An 18,514-nucleotide genomic window follows, 5' to 3' on the forward strand; every position below is an offset into this window, starting at 1 on the left:
ATATGAAAAAAATAGCATTATTAGGAGCCTCTGGCTCCATTGGAAAACAAACCTTAGACTGCATTCGCACGCAGTCTGAATTTTCGCTTACGCTCGTAAGCGTTCATAAAAACCTCACATTTCTCGAGAAAATCGTCCATGAATTTCATCCGAAGACACTCCTTGTGACAGACGATGAAGCGTACAAAATCGCTAAAAAAACCTTCCCCAATGTCTACTCCAAGAGTGATCTCGAAGAAGTCCTTAAAGAAAGCGATGCAGATATTCTTTTAAATGCCATCGTAGGAGCAGCAGGACTCATGGCAACCTACGTCTGGCTTCGAGAGGGAAGAAAATTAGCACTCGCAAATAAAGAAAGCCTTGTAAGTGCTGGTGAGATCGTAAATGATTTACTTAAGACACATGGAGGAACAATTTATCCCGTAGATAGTGAGCATTCGGCGATCTATAAGCTCCTACGCGGTAAAGACCCTGAAGAGATAGAGTCCTTAGTCATTACCGCAAGTGGGGGAGCCTTCCGCGATAAGACGTGTGAAGAGATTAAGCATCTTAAAGCCAAGGATGCACTGAAGCACCCGAACTGGGCTATGGGTCAAAAGATTACAATCGACTCTGCAACACTCGTAAATAAAGGCCTAGAAGTCATCGAAGCTCATTATCTTTTTAAGATGCCTTTAGAAAAAATTGAAGTCGTCATGCAACGAGAAAGCGTCATCCATTCACTCGTTCGCTGTAAGGATGGTTCGCTCTTAGCAGAACTTGCACCTCATGACATGAGAAATCCCATTCTCTATGCACTCCATGAAGGAAAGCATCGCCCCAATCATCTAGAAAAGCTTGATCTTACAAAGCTTACATTACACTTTGAACCGATCGATGAGACGCGCTTTCACGGGCTACGACTTGCTCGCTACGCCTTAAAAGAAAAGGGAAGTATGCCTCTCGTATTAAATCTCTCCAATGAAATCTTTGTAGAACGCTACCTCAAAGGAGAGATCGGATTTTATGACATTACAGAAGGCATCGAAAAAGCCATGCTTTCCCATAAAAAAATAGAAAAACCTACCATTGAAGACCTCTTTCAGATCGAAAAAGAGGAAAAGGAGAGAATATGCGCCCTTTAATCACGGCGATCAGCTTTATTATCATCTTTGATATCTTAGTCTTTGTACACGAATTTGGCCACTTTATCATGGCTCGAAAAAACGGAGTAAAAGTCCATGAATTTGCCCTAGGAATGGGACCCATCCTTCTTAAAAAGCAAATGGGAGACACGCTTTATGCTCTCAGAGCCTTTCCCATTGGTGGCTTTTGCCTCATGGAGGGAGAAGACTCCGATGTAGAAGGTCCCGATAGCTTTAACTCGAAAACGCCATGGCAGCGCTTTCAGATTATTGTCATGGGAGCCGTCAATAACATCCTCTTAGCTTTTATTGTGATGCTCATTCTGAACTTAGCTACAGGGGTACCTACGAGTAAGATCGAAACCGTCACTCCAAACTCTGCAGCAGCCCTGGCAGGAATCGAACCAGGGGCAGTCGTGATGGAAGTAAACGGAGAAGGCTTTTCCATCTGGCCTGAAGCATCCATGCTCATTGCAGAATCCAAGGATGAAGTGAAACTTTTGGTCTACCAAAATGAAACCGTTAGGGAGAAGATCTTAAAGCCTGAACTCAATAAAGAACTAGGAAGAAAAGTCATCGGAATCAGTGTAAAGACGACAAAGAATGTCGGTGGCGTCGTAGGGTATACGACGAAAGAGATGGGCTACTTTGCAAAGACCATCATCCGCTTCTTTAAGCAGCTCTTTACCGGTAAGGCCGATTTAAATCAAGTATCAGGTCCCGTAGGACTCGTAAAAGTAGTCGATGAAACGGCTCAATACGGCATTACAAGTCTACTCTTTTTACTCTCGCTCATTAGCCTGAACCTCGGTGTCTTTAACCTCTTACCACTACCTGCACTCGACGGAGGAAGACTTCTCTTTATCCTGATCGAAATGCTCCGCGGTAAACCTGTTCCACCAGAAAAAGAAGGGCTCGTTCACCAAATTGGCTTTATCCTACTCATCCTCTTTATCGTGTTCATTACGTATAAGGACATCGTAAAATTACTATGACAAAAGAAATTAAGATCGGACGAGTCACCATCGGGGGAAAGAACCCCATTGTGATCCAGTCGATGACGAATACAAAAACTGAAGATATTAAGGCTTCCCTCGAACAGATTCGTGCCTTAGAAGAGCTCGGCTGTGAGATGGTTCGATTAAGTGCCAATACGGAAGCGAGTGCCAAAGCTTTCCGCTTTCTTAAAGAGGAAACCGACATTCCTCTTATCGCTGACATTCACTTTAATCAAAAGCTCGCCATCTTAGCTTTAGAAAACGGTGCCGATAAGATCCGAATTAACCCTGGAAACATGCCAGAGAGTGCACTGGATGAGATCATCCACTGCGCAAAAGAATATCACAAGCCCATCCGTATCGGCGTCAACAGTGGCTCCATTCAACGAGATATCGTAGATAAAATGGGTGTTACACCCGAGAGCATGTACTTAAGCTTAGCTCGTTCGATTGCACTCTTTGAAGAAAGAGGCTTCTACGACCTCGTACTAAGTGCTAAGAGTTCCTCTGTAAAGATGAACATCGAGACCAACCGAAAGATTCACGAGCACTTCGATTATCCCATTCACCTAGGTGTTACAGAAGCAGGAACCTACGATAGAGCACTTGTAAAGAGTGCCATCGGTATCGGTTCCCTCTTAGCAGACGGCATCGGGGATACGATTCGCGTATCGATTACAGGTTCTCCCTTAGAAGAGATCCCTGTCGCTCAGTCGATCCTAGAGTCCCTAGGCCTTCGTAAGGGCTTAAATATCATCAGTTGCCCTACGTGTGCCAGAACCAACGTAAACCTTTTAAAGCTCGTGAAGGAAGCAGAAACGGCTCTTAAAGGCTTAGATTGCAATAAAACGATTGCCATCATGGGCTGTGCCGTCAATGGTCCAGGAGAAGCGAGAGAAGCTGACTACGGGATCGCCGGTGGAGATGGCGTAGCCCTCCTCTTTAAAAAGGGTGAAATCATCGGAAAGTACCGCGAGGATCAAGTCGTCGAAGAACTTCTTAAGCTCTTAAAGGAAGAACTATGACAGTCGATGAGATTCAGAAAAAACATCTCATAGAGATTCTAAAAATGGAGTACGAAAAAGCGACACAGACGCTAAGCGTACTCTTTTTCTCGAGCAATGAATCGCTTGACATAGAGAGCGACCTAAAGAGCGCTCTTCCTTTCGTAAAGAATATAAAACTCTATCATGTAAATGACGACGATCTACGCGGAGCCATTTCATACTTCTATCGTCCTGAGGCCCTTTCATTAGAAAAACCTATTCCAAACGACAGTGAAATCGATCTAAAAAAGGAGAACATAGAAGAGCTCCTAAGCTTCTTAACCGATCTTGGTTTTACCGTTCGTCTTAAAAAAGAAGATGACCTCGAAGAAGCGAAAAGACTCATCGAAGAATCGAAAGAACAGGCGCTAAAAAACATCTTCTGGAACGATAAACCACAAGAAACAAAAAAAGAAGTTCGTGTGAAAAACGACTACGGTCGTTTTGAAAAGGTTTCGATTCATGAAGCGCTAGAAAATCCCGACAACGTTCGAGTCATCCTTACAGGAGAACTCTGTAACATCGAGGAGAGAACGCTTCGAGACGGAAGAGTTCTCATGAGTGCGACGCTTCTCGATGACACGAGAGGCATCGCTGTAAAAAACTTTCTAAAGCCCGAAGAATACGAGAAGGTCAAGGATACCTTAAAAAAAGATCACTACTACGAGTTAAAGGGTATGATCTCACTCGATCGCTATTCGAATGATAAGTTCTTAAGGCTTTCAAGCTTTAAAGAAGTTTCGAAGCCCGGCCAGAGAGAAGAGCGATCGAGCTACCGAAGAAGTGAGCTAAACTTTCATACCAACATGAGTAGCTTAGACGGTATCGATAGCTTCTCTGACTACTTAGCGACAGCAGAACGATGGGGAATGAAGGCCATCGCGATCACAGACATCGCATCAGCGAATGCCTATCCTGAAGCGTATCAATCAAAGCGCTCCACTGACATTAAAATCATCTACGGCATGGAGATGGAGACCTACGACGACACGTATACCATCGTAGATAACAATGTCACAGAGCCTTTTAGTGGGGATTTTGTCGCATTTGACATTGAGACGACTGGTTTTAATCCTGAGACGTGTGAAATTATAGAGATCGGTGGCGTACGCATTAAAAACTTCGAAGTCGTCGGAAGCTTTAACGAACTCATTAAGCCTAAAACAAGGATTCCCGAGCACATTACAGAACTTACAGGCATTCGTAATGAAGACGTAGAGCATGCCAAGGACGCCGAAACCGTCCTTAAGGCCTTCCATGAATTCATTCAAGATTCGACCCTCGTCGCTCATAATGTCGACTTCGACTATCCCTTTATTCAAACGGAATACAGAAGACTCGGTATCGACATCCAAAACCCGAAAGTCGACACCTTAGCGTTAAGTAGACTCTTACTGACGAAAATTAAGAGACACCGCTTAAATCAAGTGGCGAAGTTCTTAAAGATCACACAGCTTGAGCATCACCGTGCCCTAGACGACGCGCTCGTCTGTGGTAAGATCTTTATTCACCTCTTGCACGACCTTAACGCTCGAGGCATTGAAGACTTCGCATCGATTCAATCTATCGTCGATGACGACTTCTATATTAGAAACTCCTTTAAAAAGAACGTGACGCTCCTTGCAAAGAGCGAACTAGGCGTCACCGAGCTCTTTGAAAACTTATCGGAAGCATCCATTAATCACGTCGATGGAGGAAGTGTGTACCTTCCTATGAGCTTTCTTAAGACTCACCGAGAACATCTACTCCTAGGTAGTGGCGACTTTGAGTCCGAGCTTTCCGATGCCCTAACGCGCGGAAAGAGTCCCGAAGAAGTTCGTGCCATCGCTAAGAACTATGACTTTTTAGAGATTCTTCCTGTAGAGAGCTATTCAAAAGAACTTAAAAATCACGTCTTTTCAGGAGTCGAAGAAATTCAAGAGTACCTAAAAAGCATCGTTTCACTTGGAAAAGAATTAAATATCCCCGTCTGTGCGACGACGCATGCTCGCTACATCAACCGAGATGACTATGAGTTCCGTAACATCATTCGTTCGGCTCAAAACCGCTATTTCCCAACGGAAGACGGAGGACTCTATCTTCGAACGACGCAAGAAATGCTCGATAGCTTCGCCTTCTTAGGAGAAGAGGACGCATACCAAGTCGTCATCGAAAACCCCAACCTGATCTCCGATTCCATCCCTGAAGTCAAGCCTTTCCCCGATGGAAAGTTCCCACCTTTCATCGAGGGTAGTGACGAAGAGCTTCGAAATAAGTGTATCGGCCGTGCCATCGAACAGTATGGTTCACCCTTACCAGAAATCATCGAAAAGCGCTTAAATTACGAGCTCGATAGCATCATTAATAACGGCTACTCCGTCCTTTACATCACGGCAGAAAAGCTCGTAAAAGAGTCTGAACGCATGGGCTATCTCGTAGGTAGCCGTGGTTCCGTCGGTTCGTCTTTTGCAGCGACCATGGCAGGAATTACAGAAGTAAATCCATTACCTGCACACTATTACTGCTCTTGCCACTACATCGAATTTCCAGACATCACTCTTGGTGCAAACGGCTTCGACTTACCGGATAAGGTGTGTCCACAGTGCGGAAAAGACCTCATGAAAGCGGGCTTTAACATTCCTTTCGAAATCTTCATGGGCTTTGAAGGAAACAAGGAGCCTGATATCGACCTGAACTTTTCACCGGCCGTCCAATCGGACATTCACCGCTACACCGAATCGATCTTCGGTGAAGGCCAAGTCTATAAAGTAGGAACGACCGGAAAGATTGCAGAGCGAACGGCCATGGGCTACGCCATTAAGCACTTTGAAGAAAAGGGCATGAGCTTTACAAACCCAGACCTGCTTCGAATCGCTCGAAAGCTCACTGGCGTCAAGAGATCTACGGGTCAACACCCTGGAGGTCTCGTCGTCGTACCGAGAGGTCATAAGATTACGGAGTTTACGCCCATTCAGTATCCTGCAAACGAAAAGGAAACGGGCATCATTACGACCCACTTTGACTATCACGGTGCCATCGAAGGAAAGCTCTTTAAGCTCGACATTTTAGGCCACGACGTTCCGACCATCATTCACGACCTCGAAAAGATGACGGGCGTGAGTTCTGCTCACATTCGCTTCGACGATAAAAAGATCATAAGTATCTTTAACTCGACCGATGCCTTAGATATCAAGGATCCATCCTATAAGCAGTCGAAAGGAACACTAGGTATTCCTGAATTCGGTACCTCCTTTGTCCGTCAGATGTTAGACGATACGAACCCTCAAAACCTCGAGGACTTGATCCGTATCTCTGGACTTTCGCACGGAACGAACGTATGGCTAGGGAATGCTCAGGACCTCATTGTAAACGATGGCCTTTCGATTAAGGACGTCATCGCAACGAGAGATCAGATTATGCTCTATGGCATTCAGATGGGACTCGAACCGAACGTCGCCTTTAAGACCATGGAGATGGTCCGTAAGGGAAAGAAGTTATCGCCTGAACAAAACGATGGACTTCGTGAAAAGGGAATCCCTGAGTGGTTTATTGAAAGCTGTAAAAAGATCAGCTACCTCTTTCCAAAGGCCCACGCTGTAGCCTATACCTTAATGAGCTTCCGCATCGCCTTCTTTAAGGTCTACTATCCGCTCGCATTCTATGCAAGCCACTTCTCGACAAAGGTTCAAGACTTTGACTGCGAGACGATGTGCTTTGGAATCGAAAAGGTAAGGGCGGCCATGGCTGCCATACGGAATAACCCCAAGGCCTCTAAGAAAGAGCAGGATACATTAAGTGTCTATGAAGTCGTTGAAGAGTTCTACTCGAGAGGCTTCACGTTCGAATCGATCGACCTCTATAAGAGTGATGCGATGAAGTTTACGATTCAAGACGGAAAGATTCTTCCACCCTTTAGGTCCATTCAAGGGCTAGGGGAGGCGGCTGCCTTAAGTACTGTGGAAGCCAGAGAAGAATCCTCCTTTAATTCCATCGAGGATCTACAGCGCAGAGGAAAACTCAATCAAAAGAACATCGATACACTTCGATCCATGGGAGCTTTAAAGGGCCTCAGTGAGACGGATCAGCTCGACATCTTCTCACTTCTTTAGCTTGCAACAACATTTCGAATGTGTTACAATGTCATTGTTAGAAAGAGAGGGAGATTCCCTCTCTTTCATTCTTGATAGGAAAGGAGAAAGGACATGCATTCTGTTGTGGAACTCGTTACACAACTGTTGGAGGACACCTTAAAGGAGAACAATCTCGAACTTTATGATGTCGAATTCGTGAAAGAGGGAGCTGATCGCTACCTCAGAATCTACTTGGATAAACTAGATCGAGTCACCATTGAAGACTGCGAAAAAGTCAGTCGCTTTCTCAGTAAAGAACTCGATCGACTCGATCCCATTAAAGAACAATATTTCTTAGAGGTTTCCTCAGCTGGTGCCGAGAGAGACTTAAAAAAAGACGCCGATTTTATTCGTTTCATGGGAAAACCTGTAAGTGTATCACTCCTGAAGCCCGTTGAAGGACTTCAGCTCTATCGAGGTATTCTCGTTTCGAAAGATCAAGAAACGCTTACGATCAAGAACGAACACGAGATGACCTTTGAATGCTCGAACATTAAAAAAGTAAGGACAATTTTGGAGTAATTGATGGAAAACATTGTACAAGCGATAAAAGAGATCGCAAAAGAAAAGGATCTCTCGGAAGACATCCTATTTGAATCGATTCAGGCTGCGCTCGTCACGGCTCTTAAGAAAAACTTCACTCAAAATCGTCAACCTCGCGTCACGATCGACCGTGAGACGGGTGAAATTCACGTCTACTCGCTCTTTAACGTCGTCGAAGAAGTAGAGAACGATGAATTTGAAATGAGTCTTGAGGACGCAAGGGAAATCGATAAAACCTACAACGTCGGTGATGTCGTAGAGATCGAAGAGATGCCAAAGGACTTTGGACGTATCAGTGCCTTAGCCGCAAAGCAAGTCGTCGTTCAGCGCATCCGTGAAGCCGAACGCTCGAGCGTCTACGACGAATTTAAAAACCATGAAAATGAGCTCGTAACAGGACTCATTCAACGAATTTCTAATAACGTCGTCTACTTTAATCTCGGAAAAGCCGAAGCACTCCTTCCTCCTAAAGAACAAGTTCGTGGAGAACGCTACCGCGTAGGAGAGCGCATGAAGCTCTATCTCGCAGAAGTCAAGCAGACCTCGAAAGCACCACAACTCATCGTTTCAAGGACGCATCCCGGACTCGTCCGTAGACTCTTTGAACTCGAGGTTCCAGAAATCATGGAAGGGGATGTACTCATTAAGAGCATCGCAAGAGAAGCAGGATCAAGAACAAAGATTGCGATCGCTGCCAATCACCCTGACGTTGATCCCATCGGTAGCTGCATCGGACCGAAAGGTCAGCGCGTAAATAACATCGTCGATGAGCTATCAGGGGAAAAGATCGATATCATCGAATACACAGAAGATGTTCAAAAATACATTGAAAATGCCCTTTCACCTGCCAAAGTAACGAGTGTCACCATGATCGAAGAGAAATCAGCTCGCGTCATTGTACCCGACTTCCAGCTTTCCCTTGCGATCGGTAAAGAAGGACAAAATGCTCGATTGGCTGCTAAATTAACAGGCGTCAAGATCGACATCTTCAGTGAGTCACAGGTTCAAGAAAATGAACAAGCCTAAAAAGATTCCGATGCGAAAATGCGTCGGTTGCAACGAATCATTTGAAAAGCGTCAGCTCATACGAGTTGTCAGAAATAAAGAAGGAGAAGTCTTCTTAGACCTTACGGGAAAGCAGAATGGCAGAGGTGCCTACCTGTGTAAGAACGTAGAGTGCTTTGAGAAGGCTCTTAAGAGAAAAGCCATTGAACGAGCGTTAGAAGTAACGCTATCGGATGAAATCATCGAGACCATCAAAAGAGGTCTGAATGAATAAAGTACTCGGATTTTTAGGTATCGCAAGAAAAGCCCAATGTGTCGTTTTTGGTTACGACAACGTCACGGAAAAGATCAAGAGAAAACGTGCCCATTTGATCCTTTTAGCGAGTGACGCATCTGATAACTCGAGGCGAGCCATATTAAATCAGAGTCAAGAGATTCCTGTCATTGAACGTTTTTCTTCCTTCGAACTCTCCAGTGCCATCGGATCGAAACGCACCGTTGTCCTCTGTGTGACGGACAAAAAATTTGCCGCGGCCTTATTGGAGAAAATTAATGAGGAGGTCTTGAATGACTAAAATACGCGTTTATGAATTAGCGAAAGAATACAAAATGACTTCAAAGAACTTGATCGCAAAGCTCTCAAAGATCGGTGTCGAAGTCAATAACCATATGAGTGTGCTCACGGAAGAGGATTACAACAAATTTATGGATTTTATCAATCCCAACCGTAAAGAGACAGAAGAGCCTGTAAAAGAGGAGAAAAAAGAAGTGCCGGTAAAGACTGAGAAAAAGCCTACTGCTATCGAAGAAGTAGACGACGTAGAAGCGGAGGAAGAAGGGGAAGAGAAGAAGTCTGCTCCCAAAGCGCCTCGCGTCGTCAGTCGAAAGAGTAAACCACAAAAATCTCGTTTTGAAGAAGAGCTTGCCATTGAAGATAATCTTCCAAAGTCAGAGCGCAAGAGTTTCCGAAAGAAGAAACGCGGCACACGTGCTCAGTATAAAAAGACCAAGGATGATACGGTCGATCTAACCAATCAAACGGTAGAAATTGACGAGTCTATTACACTTGGTAACCTCGCTGAGACACTCCATAAGCCAGTAAGTGAACTCATCATGAAGTTTATGGAACTAGGCGAAATGTATACAATTAACTCGACCATTAGCTTTGATGAGGCCGAGCTTTTAGCGAGCGAATACGACATTCATCTCGAACGCCGTCAGACGCTAAAGGAAATTGAAGAAGAGCAATTTGACTTTGAAGATAAAGAAGAGGATCTCGTAGAAAGAGCTCCGATCGTCACCGTCATGGGTCACGTAGACCACGGTAAGACGTCGATTCTCGATGCCATTCGTCGTACAAGCGTAACAAAGCGCGAGGCCGGTGGTATCACACAACATATCGGTGCTTCTGAAGTTGCCATTCAAGGAAAGAAAATTGTCTTCTTAGATACACCTGGTCACGAGGCCTTTACGACCCTTCGTGCCAGAGGTGCACAAGTTACAGATATTGCAGTCCTAGTCGTTGCAAGCGATGACGGCGTCATGCCACAGACCGTTGAAGCGATCCATCACGCGAAAGCGGCCGATGTTCCGATCATCGTTGCCATCAATAAAATGGATAAGCCCGATGCCAACCCCAACCGCGTCAAGCAAGAACTCACAGAGCACGGCCTCGTCGTTGAAGACTGGGGTGGTGATGTCATCTGCTGTGAAGTTTCTGCACTTACCGGAGATGGTATCGAAAACTTACTCGAGATGATTCTTCTCGTTGCAGAAGTCCTCGAATTAAAAGCGAACCCCAAACGTCCTGGCGTCGGAACGATCATCGAAGCCAACGTCGATAAACAAATGGGTATCGTCGCAACCGTACTTCTTGAAAAAGGAACGATGAAGGTTGGAGATAACGTCTTCGCTGGTTCCTCTTCTGGTCGCGTTCGTACCATGACAAACGATAAAGGTAAGCGCTTAAAGGTCGCAGGACCATCTTCTGCTTATGAAATTACAGGACTCAATAACGTTCCGCAAGCCGGTGAAAAGATCTACGTCGTAGCAGACGATCAGACGGCACGTGCCTTTGCTGAAGCAAACCAACAAAAGGAACGTGAACAAAAGCTTCAAACACCGAAGAAGGTCGCATCACTCGATAACCTCTTTGAGGACGATTCTGTCGAAGCCAAGGAATTAAACCTCATCTTAAGAGCTGACGTACACGGATCGGTTGAAGCCATCAAACAGTCGCTCGAAAAAATTGGAACGGATGAAGTTCAAGTCAATCTCATTCGTGCCGATGTCGGAGCGATTACAGAAGCTGACATTCTCTTAGCAACGGCTTCTCATGCGATCATCCTAGGATTTAACGTCCGTCCTAATAACAACATTCAAAATATCGCAGAACGCGAACACGTCGAAATACGCACCTACCGCATCATCTACGACATCATTAATGACGTCCGTGACGCACTTAGCGGCATGCTCGATCCAGAAGAGAGAGAAGAAGTCGAAGGTAACATCGAAGTCCGTGAGACCTTCCGTGTACCTGGCGTCGGAACGATTGCCGGTGGTTACGTTCAACGCGGTAAGATCTCTAGAACCTCACGCGTTCGTCTCGTTCGTGATGGCATCGTCATCTACGAAGGTGAAGTCAGTAGCTTAAAGCGCTTCAAAGACGACGTCAAGCAAGTGGCTACAGGCTTTGAATGCGGTATCGGCTTAAAGAACTACAATGACATTAAAGAAGGCGACATCATTGAAACCTTCTTAATTAAAGAAATTGAGAGGTCACTCGAGGAATGAAAGATACGAGACTCAGAAAAATCGCAGAAGAAATCAAACGCATAGTAAGTAGTGTGATTTTAAACGAGCTCAAAGACCCACGTCTTCCTCAGATCATCTCCATTACCTCCGTTGACGTAAAGGCCGATCTAAAGACGGCTATCATTTACGTTTCTGCGATCGATAAAAATATCGTCGACCGATCCGAAATGGTCGACATACTAAATCGTGCTAAAGGTGTCTTTCGTAAGGCCATAGGCGATGAGCTCAAGGTCTTTAATACGCCTGAACCGAAGTTCGTCTACGACGATTCCATCGAAAAGGGACTCGAAATGGACGCACTTCTTAGAAAGATCAATCAGAATGAATAAGACGATCGAAGCGATGCACGAAGCGCTCCTAAGAGCCAAGCACATTCGAATTCTTCCTCATAAGCATCCGGATGGCGATACGCTAGGCTCTAGCTTTGCGTGCTTTGAAGTCCTAAAAGCTTTAGGAAAAGAAGTCGATATCGATATCGAAGGAGACATCCCTGATAACTTATGCTTCTACTTTAAAAAAGAGGATCTCATTGATACACCTGTCGATCTCTATCTCGTCGTCGATAGTTCTTCAAAAGATCGCGTCGAAGGTAGACTTCAAGACGGAATCTTTACCATCGTGATCGATCACCACTTGACGAACCTCGCTTTTGGCGACTTAAATTTCGTCGACGCAGAAGCCTCGAGTACGTGTGAAGTGCTCTACGAGATCTTTTCAGAACTTAAGATTGAACTCAATGAAAGAGCTAGGACATCGCTCTATATTGGCCTTACGACCGATACGAATCGCCTCTTCTACGAAAGTGCGAGACTCGAAGCCTTTAAGATGGCTTATGAACTCAAAGCAAGTGGTGTCGATACGGCCTGGATCCACAAGAAGCTCTATTCTGAAAGAAAGCTTGAAAAGATGCGCCTCGAAGCGTATGCCATTGAGCATGCGACAAGAAGAGGGGAGATGATCTTTGCTCTCCTCGATGAAGAGGCTCAAAAGAAACTAGGATCAAATGATACTGACGACATCGTAGAACTCCTAAGAGACCTTGAAGGCATTGAAGTGAGCGTCCTATTCTACGACAAAGAAGGAAAGCGCAAGGCTTCCTTGCGCTCTAAAAACTACGTCGACGTCAGTCAAATTGCAACAACATTTAACGGCGGTGGCCACAAAAGAGCTGCCGGAATCAGCGACATGAAGGGCCAAGAGGAACATATCCTAAAGGCCATAGAAAACGTGCTCCATGTACGGTCGTGTTGATATTCATAAGCCCATGGGCCTAACCTCACATGATGTCGTAAACCGCGTAAGGCGTGTCTTTAATGAACGTCACGTCGGTCATTCCGGAACACTCGATCCTAACGCAAGTGGCGTCTTAAACGTATATGTCGGTCGTTCTGCCACTAAATTTATCGACATTTTAAAGAGCGATTCCAAGGAATATATCGCGACTATGAAATTAGGTCTTGAAAGCGATACCTACGATATTTGGGGCGATGTAAAACAAACAAGTAGAAAAGACGTTTCTGAACAAACAGTTAACGTTATATTACAGTCATTTTTGGGTAAATCTGAACAGGTACCTCCTATGTACTCTGCACTCAAGCGAAATGGACGTCCTTTGTATGAATATGCAAGGCAGGGGATTGAACTCGAGCGCAAAGAGCGTGAAATCTGGATCTCTGAAATGGAACTATTGAAGTTCGATGGAGAGAATATCCAATTTCGCACGCGCTGCTCAAAGGGAACCTATATTCGTTCCTTAGTCGTAGACATTGCAGCAAAGCTCGATCAAACGGCTGTCATGAGCGAACTCATTCGTACAGAAAACGATTCCATTTCACTAAAGGATACCATCTCCTTAGACGCACTATCTGTGAATAGTTTAAAACCTGTCGACGATGGTGTACCTCTTGAGAGATGGAGTATTCAGGAAGATACATTAAAAGAACTTTATCAAGGTAAGCAAATTCATATTGACACAACTTTGACATCAAATCGGATAATACTTATGTGTAATGGAACTTTTGTCGGTACAGCAATTAGAAAAGGTTCGACCTATGTAAGAGAAAGGATGTATCCATGATCGTCCATACTCCAAATGAACTCCAAAAAGGCGCCTATGCCATTACGATTGGCACCTTTGATGGCGTCCATCTAGGTCATCAAAAGGTTTTATCAACCCTTATAGAAGAAGCGAAAGCTAGAGGGCTACGTGCACTCGTCGTTACCTTTACGAATAATCCGAAGTCCTTTATCAAGCACGAACCCGAAAACGACGTCATCTCTGTCGAAGACAAACTGAGACTCATCGACGAGATGGGTGTCGACGTGTTGGCACTTCCATTTAATGATTTCATTCGAAATATGAGTGAAAAGGAGTTTCTAGACTACCTTTCGATCTCCATTGAACTCATCATCGTCGGATATGATTTCCGCTTTGGTAATGAGCACTCCGAGCACATTCAAACCATTGAACGTAAACTCGTAGAGCCTGTTTACTACCTCGATGAGGTCATTTCGAGTACTCGAATTCGACGTTTACTCTCAAATGGCGATCTAAAGACCGCAAACCATCTCCTAGGAAGACCTCTCTCATACGAAGGAGAGGTGGAGCATGGCCGTAAACGTGGAAAAAACGTCTTAGGCTTTCCAACCATGAATGTGCGTGTGTCGAATTCCTTTCATACGATTCGACGCGGTGTCTACGTAACGAGAACGATAGTTGAAGGAAAGAGTTATCCGAGTGTGACCAACATCGGATTTAATCCCAGCTTTTCCGACAAACCCTTTACGTTAGAAACGCACCTACTAGATTTCGATTCCGACATGTACGGAAACGTCATTCGAGTCGAATTCTTGGAATTTCTAAGAGATGAGATGCGCTTTGAAGATCTTTCCGATCTTTCAAAACAAATTCAGTCAGATGTCACTCAGGTCAAAAAGTATTTCAACATCAAAGGATAGGAGAACATTATGTCAAAACAAATCAATGAAATCGAACTCTTCAAACGCTTTTTGAATCTTACTTCACTCATGAAGAAGGCAATCTTTGCCCCAGAAGTAACGAGAGAGTTCACGATTAGCCGTAAGCAACTCTATGCGATGAGCGTTTTAAACGAACGCGGTCAAATGAACATGACACAACTTGCTCAAGGTGTAGGTGTATCCAACCAACAACTTACAAAAATCGTAGACGTCCTCGTACAAAAAGGAATGATCCAACGTTCTTATAACCCCAATAACCGTCGTGTCGTTCTCGTTCATCTCACCGATGAAGGTGTAAACTACATCACAAGAATGACAGAGAGGATCATTGAAGTCGTCAAATCAAGAGGCATCAATACTGACGAAAGAAGCATGCAACGTCTCTATGACAACATCGAGTACATGGAGAACTTTGTATCGAAGCTCGTACGCTAATGAAATTAGAACTCTTTATTATGCCAACCTGTCCCTTCTGTAAGCGCGTCTTACGTCCTGCAAAGGATTTTCATGAGCCCATCGAGATCTACGATATTACGAGTGATCCAGAGGCTTATAAGAGACTCCTAACGGAAGGTGGGGAAGATCAGGTGCCTTGTCTCTTTATCGATGGCAAGCCACTCTATGAATCGAAAGACATTCTTTCTTGGCTCAAAAACAATTAACAATTTACTTCTAGCATTTTTTATGATAGAATAACTAAGTACTTTTGCTCAGTGAATCGTTATCTCCGAACGTTCACTTAGCATAAAGTGTAATCAAAACTCAAGGAGAAATAAATGACAAAAGAACAAAAAAGAGAAATCATCTCTAACTACCAGACCCATGAAGGCGATAACGGTTCTGCAGAAGTGCAAATTGCAGTACTATCTTTTCGCATCAACGAATTAAATGAGCATCTCAAGGTGCATGTAAAAGACCACCATTCACGCCGCGGGCTATTGAAGATGGTTGGTAGAAGACGCAACCTTTTAAACTATGTGAGAGAACAAGATATCGAAAGATACCGCTCGCTCATTGAAAGATTAGGTCTACGTAAATAAGGTGGGAGAGTTCCCACCTTTTTTTATAGATTCTTTACCCTTTAGGAGGAAGTATGCAGGAAAAAGTTTTCCTAAAACAGATCGCAGGGCGTGATCTGGAAATTGTCGTAGGTAAGTTTGCAACATTAACCGATGCTACCGTACTCGTTACATATGCCGATACGCAAGTACTCGTCAGTGTCGTGAGTGCAGACCCAAGAGAGGGAATCGATTTCTTCCCATTGAGCTGTGAATTCCAAGAAAAGCTCTATTCCGTAGGAAGAATCCCCGGAGGCTACTTAAAGCGCGAAGGACGTCCCACAGAAAAAGCAACGCTCGCTTCAAGACTTATGGACCGTCCGATCCGTCCACTATTTCCAAAGGACTACCACAACGAAGTACAAATCGTTGCTCAAGTCCTAAGTATCGACCACGAGGTATCACCAGAAATCACAGCGATTATCGGTGCATCGATTGCACTTAGCATCTCAGAAAAGATTCCTTTTGAAGGACCGATTGGTGCCGTTCAAATGGGTTATATCGACAACGAATTTGTCGTAAACCCATCGGAAAGTCAAATGGAAAAGAGCAGCTTAAACCTAACGGTAGCTGGTACAAAAGATGCTGTCATGATGGTTGAAGCTCAAGTCAACATCTTACCTGAAGACGTCGTATTAGAAGCGATCCTTAAGGGTCATGAAGAAATCAAAGAAATCATCCAATTCATCGATGAAATTGTCGCAGATCTAGGAATTGTTAAGATCCCATTTGTCGCTCCTGAGAAGGATCAAGAGATGGAAAGCTTCTTCAGAGATCGTGCGTACAATGAAATCGATCATATTCTACACACGACGACCGATAAAGAAGATCGTCAAAATCAACTCGATGCACTTCAAGAGCGCATCTTTGAAGAGTACCAAGAAAAGTACGAAAATCTCGAAGAAAAGATCAATGACATCAATGCTACCTGGAAGTCTTTAGAAAAAGAATCCATGCGTAAGATGATCATGACCGAAGGCCGCCGTCCCGATGGACGTAAAGCGACAGAAATTCGTCCCATCTCTACAGAGGTTGGTCTCATCCGTCGTACTCACGGCTCTGGCTACTTCGTAAGAGGACTTACGAGTGCTCTATCTCTAACAACTATCGGCGCACTTCGCGACGCACAGCGTCTCGACGGCATCGAAGAAGCAGAGACCAAGCGCTTCATGCTTCACTACAACTTCCCACCACTATCAGTAGGTGAGACAGGTCCTATGAGAGGACCAAACCGTCGTGCCATCGGTCACGGTGCACTCGGTGAAAAAGCTCTCTTAGCTGTTATTCCATCGGAAGAGGAATTCCCTTATACCATTCGTATCGTAAGTGAAATTCTAAGCTCCAACGGTTCTACAAGCCAGGCTTCCATCTGCGCAGGCTCCATGAGTCTTATGGATGCCGGTGTACCGATCAAGGCTCCTGTCGCTGGTATCGCTATGGGTCTCATTAAAGAAGACGAGCGCGTAGAGATCCTCTCCGACATTCAAGGCATCGAGGACTTCCTTGGTGACATGGACTTTAAGGTCGCTGGAACCAAGGACGGCGTTACAGCCATTCAAATGGATATTAAGATCGCAGGTATCGACCGCACGATCCTTGAAAGAGCATTAAAGCAAGCTCACGACGGGCGTATGCACATCTTGTCAAAGATGAGTGAAGCCATCAGTGAACCGAACGAACTCTCACCATACGCTCCACGAGTCATCCTCATGTGGATTCATCCTGATAAGATTCGTGAGGTCATTGGAACGGGCGGTAAGGTCATTCAAAAGATCACCGCTGATAACAACGTAGAAATCGAAATTACAGATGACGGAAAGGTCCTCATCTATTCAGTAGACGCTGAAGGCGGAGAGAATGCGAAAAAGCAAATTGAAGCCATCGTAAAAGACGTTGAAGTCGGTGAAATCTACGATGCTAAAATCGTTCGCATTGCAAAATTCGGTGCCTTTGTCGCACTCGATGATCACCACGAAGCACTCGTTCACATCTCTGAACTCACACATGGTCGCTTAGAAAAGGTCGAAGATGAGTTTAATGAAGGTGACGTCATTCAAGTGAAGATCATCGGCATCGATGATGAAGGTAAAATCAAAGCTTCAAGAAAGGTTCTTCTCGAAGACGATATCAAGAAGGATCGCTTAAAGCTTATGGAAAACATTAAAGTAGGAGACATCTTCACCGCTAAGATCCTCCGCATCGCGAAGTTCGGTGCTTTTGTAGAGCTTTCAGAAGGCGTAGAAGCACTCTGCCACATTTCTGAACTCACCATGAAGCGCTTAAACCGCGTCGAAGATGAATTCAAAGTTGGCGACGAAATCGTCGTAAAGGTTCTTCATATCGAAGAGGATAAGATCGGCGTCTCCAGAAAAGCACTCCTTCAAGAGGCCCAAAATGATTCTGAAAGTCATCAATAAATCCAATAATCCAATGCCGGCATACCAAACAGAAGGTGCTGCCGGCTTGGATTTACATGCTTATATTAATGAACCCATTACTCTTAAGCCACTCGAACGACGACTCGTAGAGACGGGACTCTACTTAGAAATCCCCGTAGGCTACGAAGGACAAATTCGTGCGAGAAGTGGTCTTTCTGTAAAACACGGAATTACCCTCATTAATGCTGTCGGAACGATCGATAGCGATTATCGCGGCGAGATCAAAGTGGGTCTCGTAAACTTAAGTAACGAAGAGTATACGATCTCCAATGGTGATCGCATTGCACAGCTCGTCTTGAGTCCTATCGTACAGGCTGAAATCATTGAGGTTCAAACGCTTGATGAAACAGAGAGAGCAAGTGGGGGATTTGGGTCAACAGGTTTTACAAAGTAGGAATTC

18 protein-coding genes are annotated in these 18,514 nt (G+C 44.7%); all 18 read left to right on the plus strand.

Annotated elements, in window-relative coordinates:
• Positions 1 to 2 precede the first annotated feature (2 nt).
• Positions 3 to 1,124 carry a 1-deoxy-D-xylulose-5-phosphate reductoisomerase gene (gene dxr / locus ACUB3H_RS00890; protein WP_459128762.1) on the plus strand — a complete coding sequence of 374 codons (1,122 nt, stop codon included), beginning with the start codon at positions 3 to 5 and terminating at the stop codon, positions 1,122 to 1,124.
• A complete protein-coding gene (rseP, locus tag ACUB3H_RS00895; protein ID WP_459128763.1) occupies positions 1,112 to 2,119 on the plus strand; it encodes an RIP metalloprotease RseP in 1,008 nt (335 codons plus the stop codon). The genes dxr and rseP overlap by 13 nt, the downstream gene beginning before the upstream one ends.
• Positions 2,116 to 3,147, plus strand: coding sequence for a flavodoxin-dependent (E)-4-hydroxy-3-methylbut-2-enyl-diphosphate synthase (ispG, locus tag ACUB3H_RS00900; RefSeq protein WP_459128764.1), 1,032 nt, complete (start codon positions 2,116 to 2,118; stop codon positions 3,145 to 3,147). Before rseP ends, ispG begins: the two co-directional genes overlap by 4 nt.
• A complete protein-coding gene (locus ACUB3H_RS00905; protein ID WP_459128765.1) occupies positions 3,144 to 7,256 on the plus strand; it encodes a PolC-type DNA polymerase III in 4,113 nt (1,370 codons plus the stop codon). Before ispG ends, ACUB3H_RS00905 begins: the two co-directional genes overlap by 4 nt.
• Positions 7,257 to 7,349: 93 nt before the next feature.
• A complete protein-coding gene (locus tag ACUB3H_RS00910) occupies positions 7,350 to 7,799 on the plus strand; it encodes a ribosome maturation factor RimP (protein ID WP_459128766.1) in 450 nt (149 codons plus the stop codon).
• A 3-nt stretch (positions 7,800 to 7,802) separates the two neighbouring features.
• Entirely contained in the window at positions 7,803 to 8,846 is a 1,044-nt protein-coding gene (nusA, locus tag ACUB3H_RS00915) for a transcription termination factor NusA (RefSeq protein ID WP_459128767.1), read from the plus strand.
• On the plus strand, positions 8,833 to 9,099 hold the full coding sequence (gene rnpM / locus ACUB3H_RS00920) for an RNase P modulator RnpM (protein ID WP_459128768.1): 267 nt from the start codon (positions 8,833 to 8,835) through the stop codon (positions 9,097 to 9,099). Before nusA ends, rnpM begins: the two co-directional genes overlap by 14 nt.
• Positions 9,092 to 9,400 carry a L7Ae/L30e/S12e/Gadd45 family ribosomal protein gene (locus ACUB3H_RS00925; RefSeq protein ID WP_459128769.1) on the plus strand — a complete coding sequence of 103 codons (309 nt, stop codon included), beginning with the start codon at positions 9,092 to 9,094 and terminating at the stop codon, positions 9,398 to 9,400. Before rnpM ends, ACUB3H_RS00925 begins: the two co-directional genes overlap by 8 nt.
• On the plus strand, positions 9,393 to 11,618 hold the full coding sequence (gene infB / locus ACUB3H_RS00930; RefSeq protein WP_459128770.1) for a translation initiation factor IF-2: 2,226 nt from the start codon (positions 9,393 to 9,395) through the stop codon (positions 11,616 to 11,618). Before ACUB3H_RS00925 ends, infB begins: the two co-directional genes overlap by 8 nt.
• Entirely contained in the window at positions 11,615 to 11,968 is a 354-nt protein-coding gene (gene rbfA, locus ACUB3H_RS00935; protein ID WP_459128771.1) for a 30S ribosome-binding factor RbfA, read from the plus strand. Before infB ends, rbfA begins: the two co-directional genes overlap by 4 nt.
• On the plus strand, positions 11,961 to 12,890 hold the full coding sequence (locus ACUB3H_RS00940; protein ID WP_459128772.1) for a DHH family phosphoesterase: 930 nt from the start codon (positions 11,961 to 11,963) through the stop codon (positions 12,888 to 12,890). The genes rbfA and ACUB3H_RS00940 overlap by 8 nt, the downstream gene beginning before the upstream one ends.
• The gene (truB, locus tag ACUB3H_RS00945) at positions 12,874 to 13,716 is read left to right on the plus strand and encodes a tRNA pseudouridine(55) synthase TruB (RefSeq protein WP_459128773.1); all 843 of its coding nucleotides are present in this window, start codon (positions 12,874 to 12,876) and stop codon (positions 13,714 to 13,716) included. The genes ACUB3H_RS00940 and truB overlap by 17 nt, the downstream gene beginning before the upstream one ends.
• A complete protein-coding gene (gene ribF / locus ACUB3H_RS00950) occupies positions 13,713 to 14,597 on the plus strand; it encodes a riboflavin biosynthesis protein RibF (protein WP_459128774.1) in 885 nt (294 codons plus the stop codon). Before truB ends, ribF begins: the two co-directional genes overlap by 4 nt.
• 9 nt (positions 14,598 to 14,606) lie before the next feature.
• Positions 14,607 to 15,053 carry a MarR family transcriptional regulator gene (locus tag ACUB3H_RS00955; RefSeq protein ID WP_459128775.1) on the plus strand — a complete coding sequence of 149 codons (447 nt, stop codon included), beginning with the start codon at positions 14,607 to 14,609 and terminating at the stop codon, positions 15,051 to 15,053.
• The gene (locus tag ACUB3H_RS00960; RefSeq protein WP_459128776.1) at positions 15,053 to 15,280 is read left to right on the plus strand and encodes a glutaredoxin family protein; all 228 of its coding nucleotides are present in this window, start codon (positions 15,053 to 15,055) and stop codon (positions 15,278 to 15,280) included. The genes ACUB3H_RS00955 and ACUB3H_RS00960 overlap by 1 nt, the downstream gene beginning before the upstream one ends.
• A gap of 114 nt (positions 15,281 to 15,394) precedes the next feature.
• The gene (rpsO, locus tag ACUB3H_RS00965; protein WP_459128777.1) at positions 15,395 to 15,658 is read left to right on the plus strand and encodes a 30S ribosomal protein S15; all 264 of its coding nucleotides are present in this window, start codon (positions 15,395 to 15,397) and stop codon (positions 15,656 to 15,658) included.
• 53 nt (positions 15,659 to 15,711) lie between these two features.
• Positions 15,712 to 18,093: a polyribonucleotide nucleotidyltransferase gene (gene pnp, locus ACUB3H_RS00970; protein ID WP_459128778.1), complete on the plus strand. Its 2,382-nt coding sequence runs from the start codon at positions 15,712 to 15,714 to the stop codon at positions 18,091 to 18,093.
• On the plus strand, positions 18,071 to 18,508 hold the full coding sequence (gene dut, locus ACUB3H_RS00975; protein WP_459128779.1) for a dUTP diphosphatase: 438 nt from the start codon (positions 18,071 to 18,073) through the stop codon (positions 18,506 to 18,508). Before pnp ends, dut begins: the two co-directional genes overlap by 23 nt.
• Positions 18,509 to 18,514 lie beyond the last annotated feature (6 nt).

Source organism: Guggenheimella bovis, assembly GCF_054492335.1.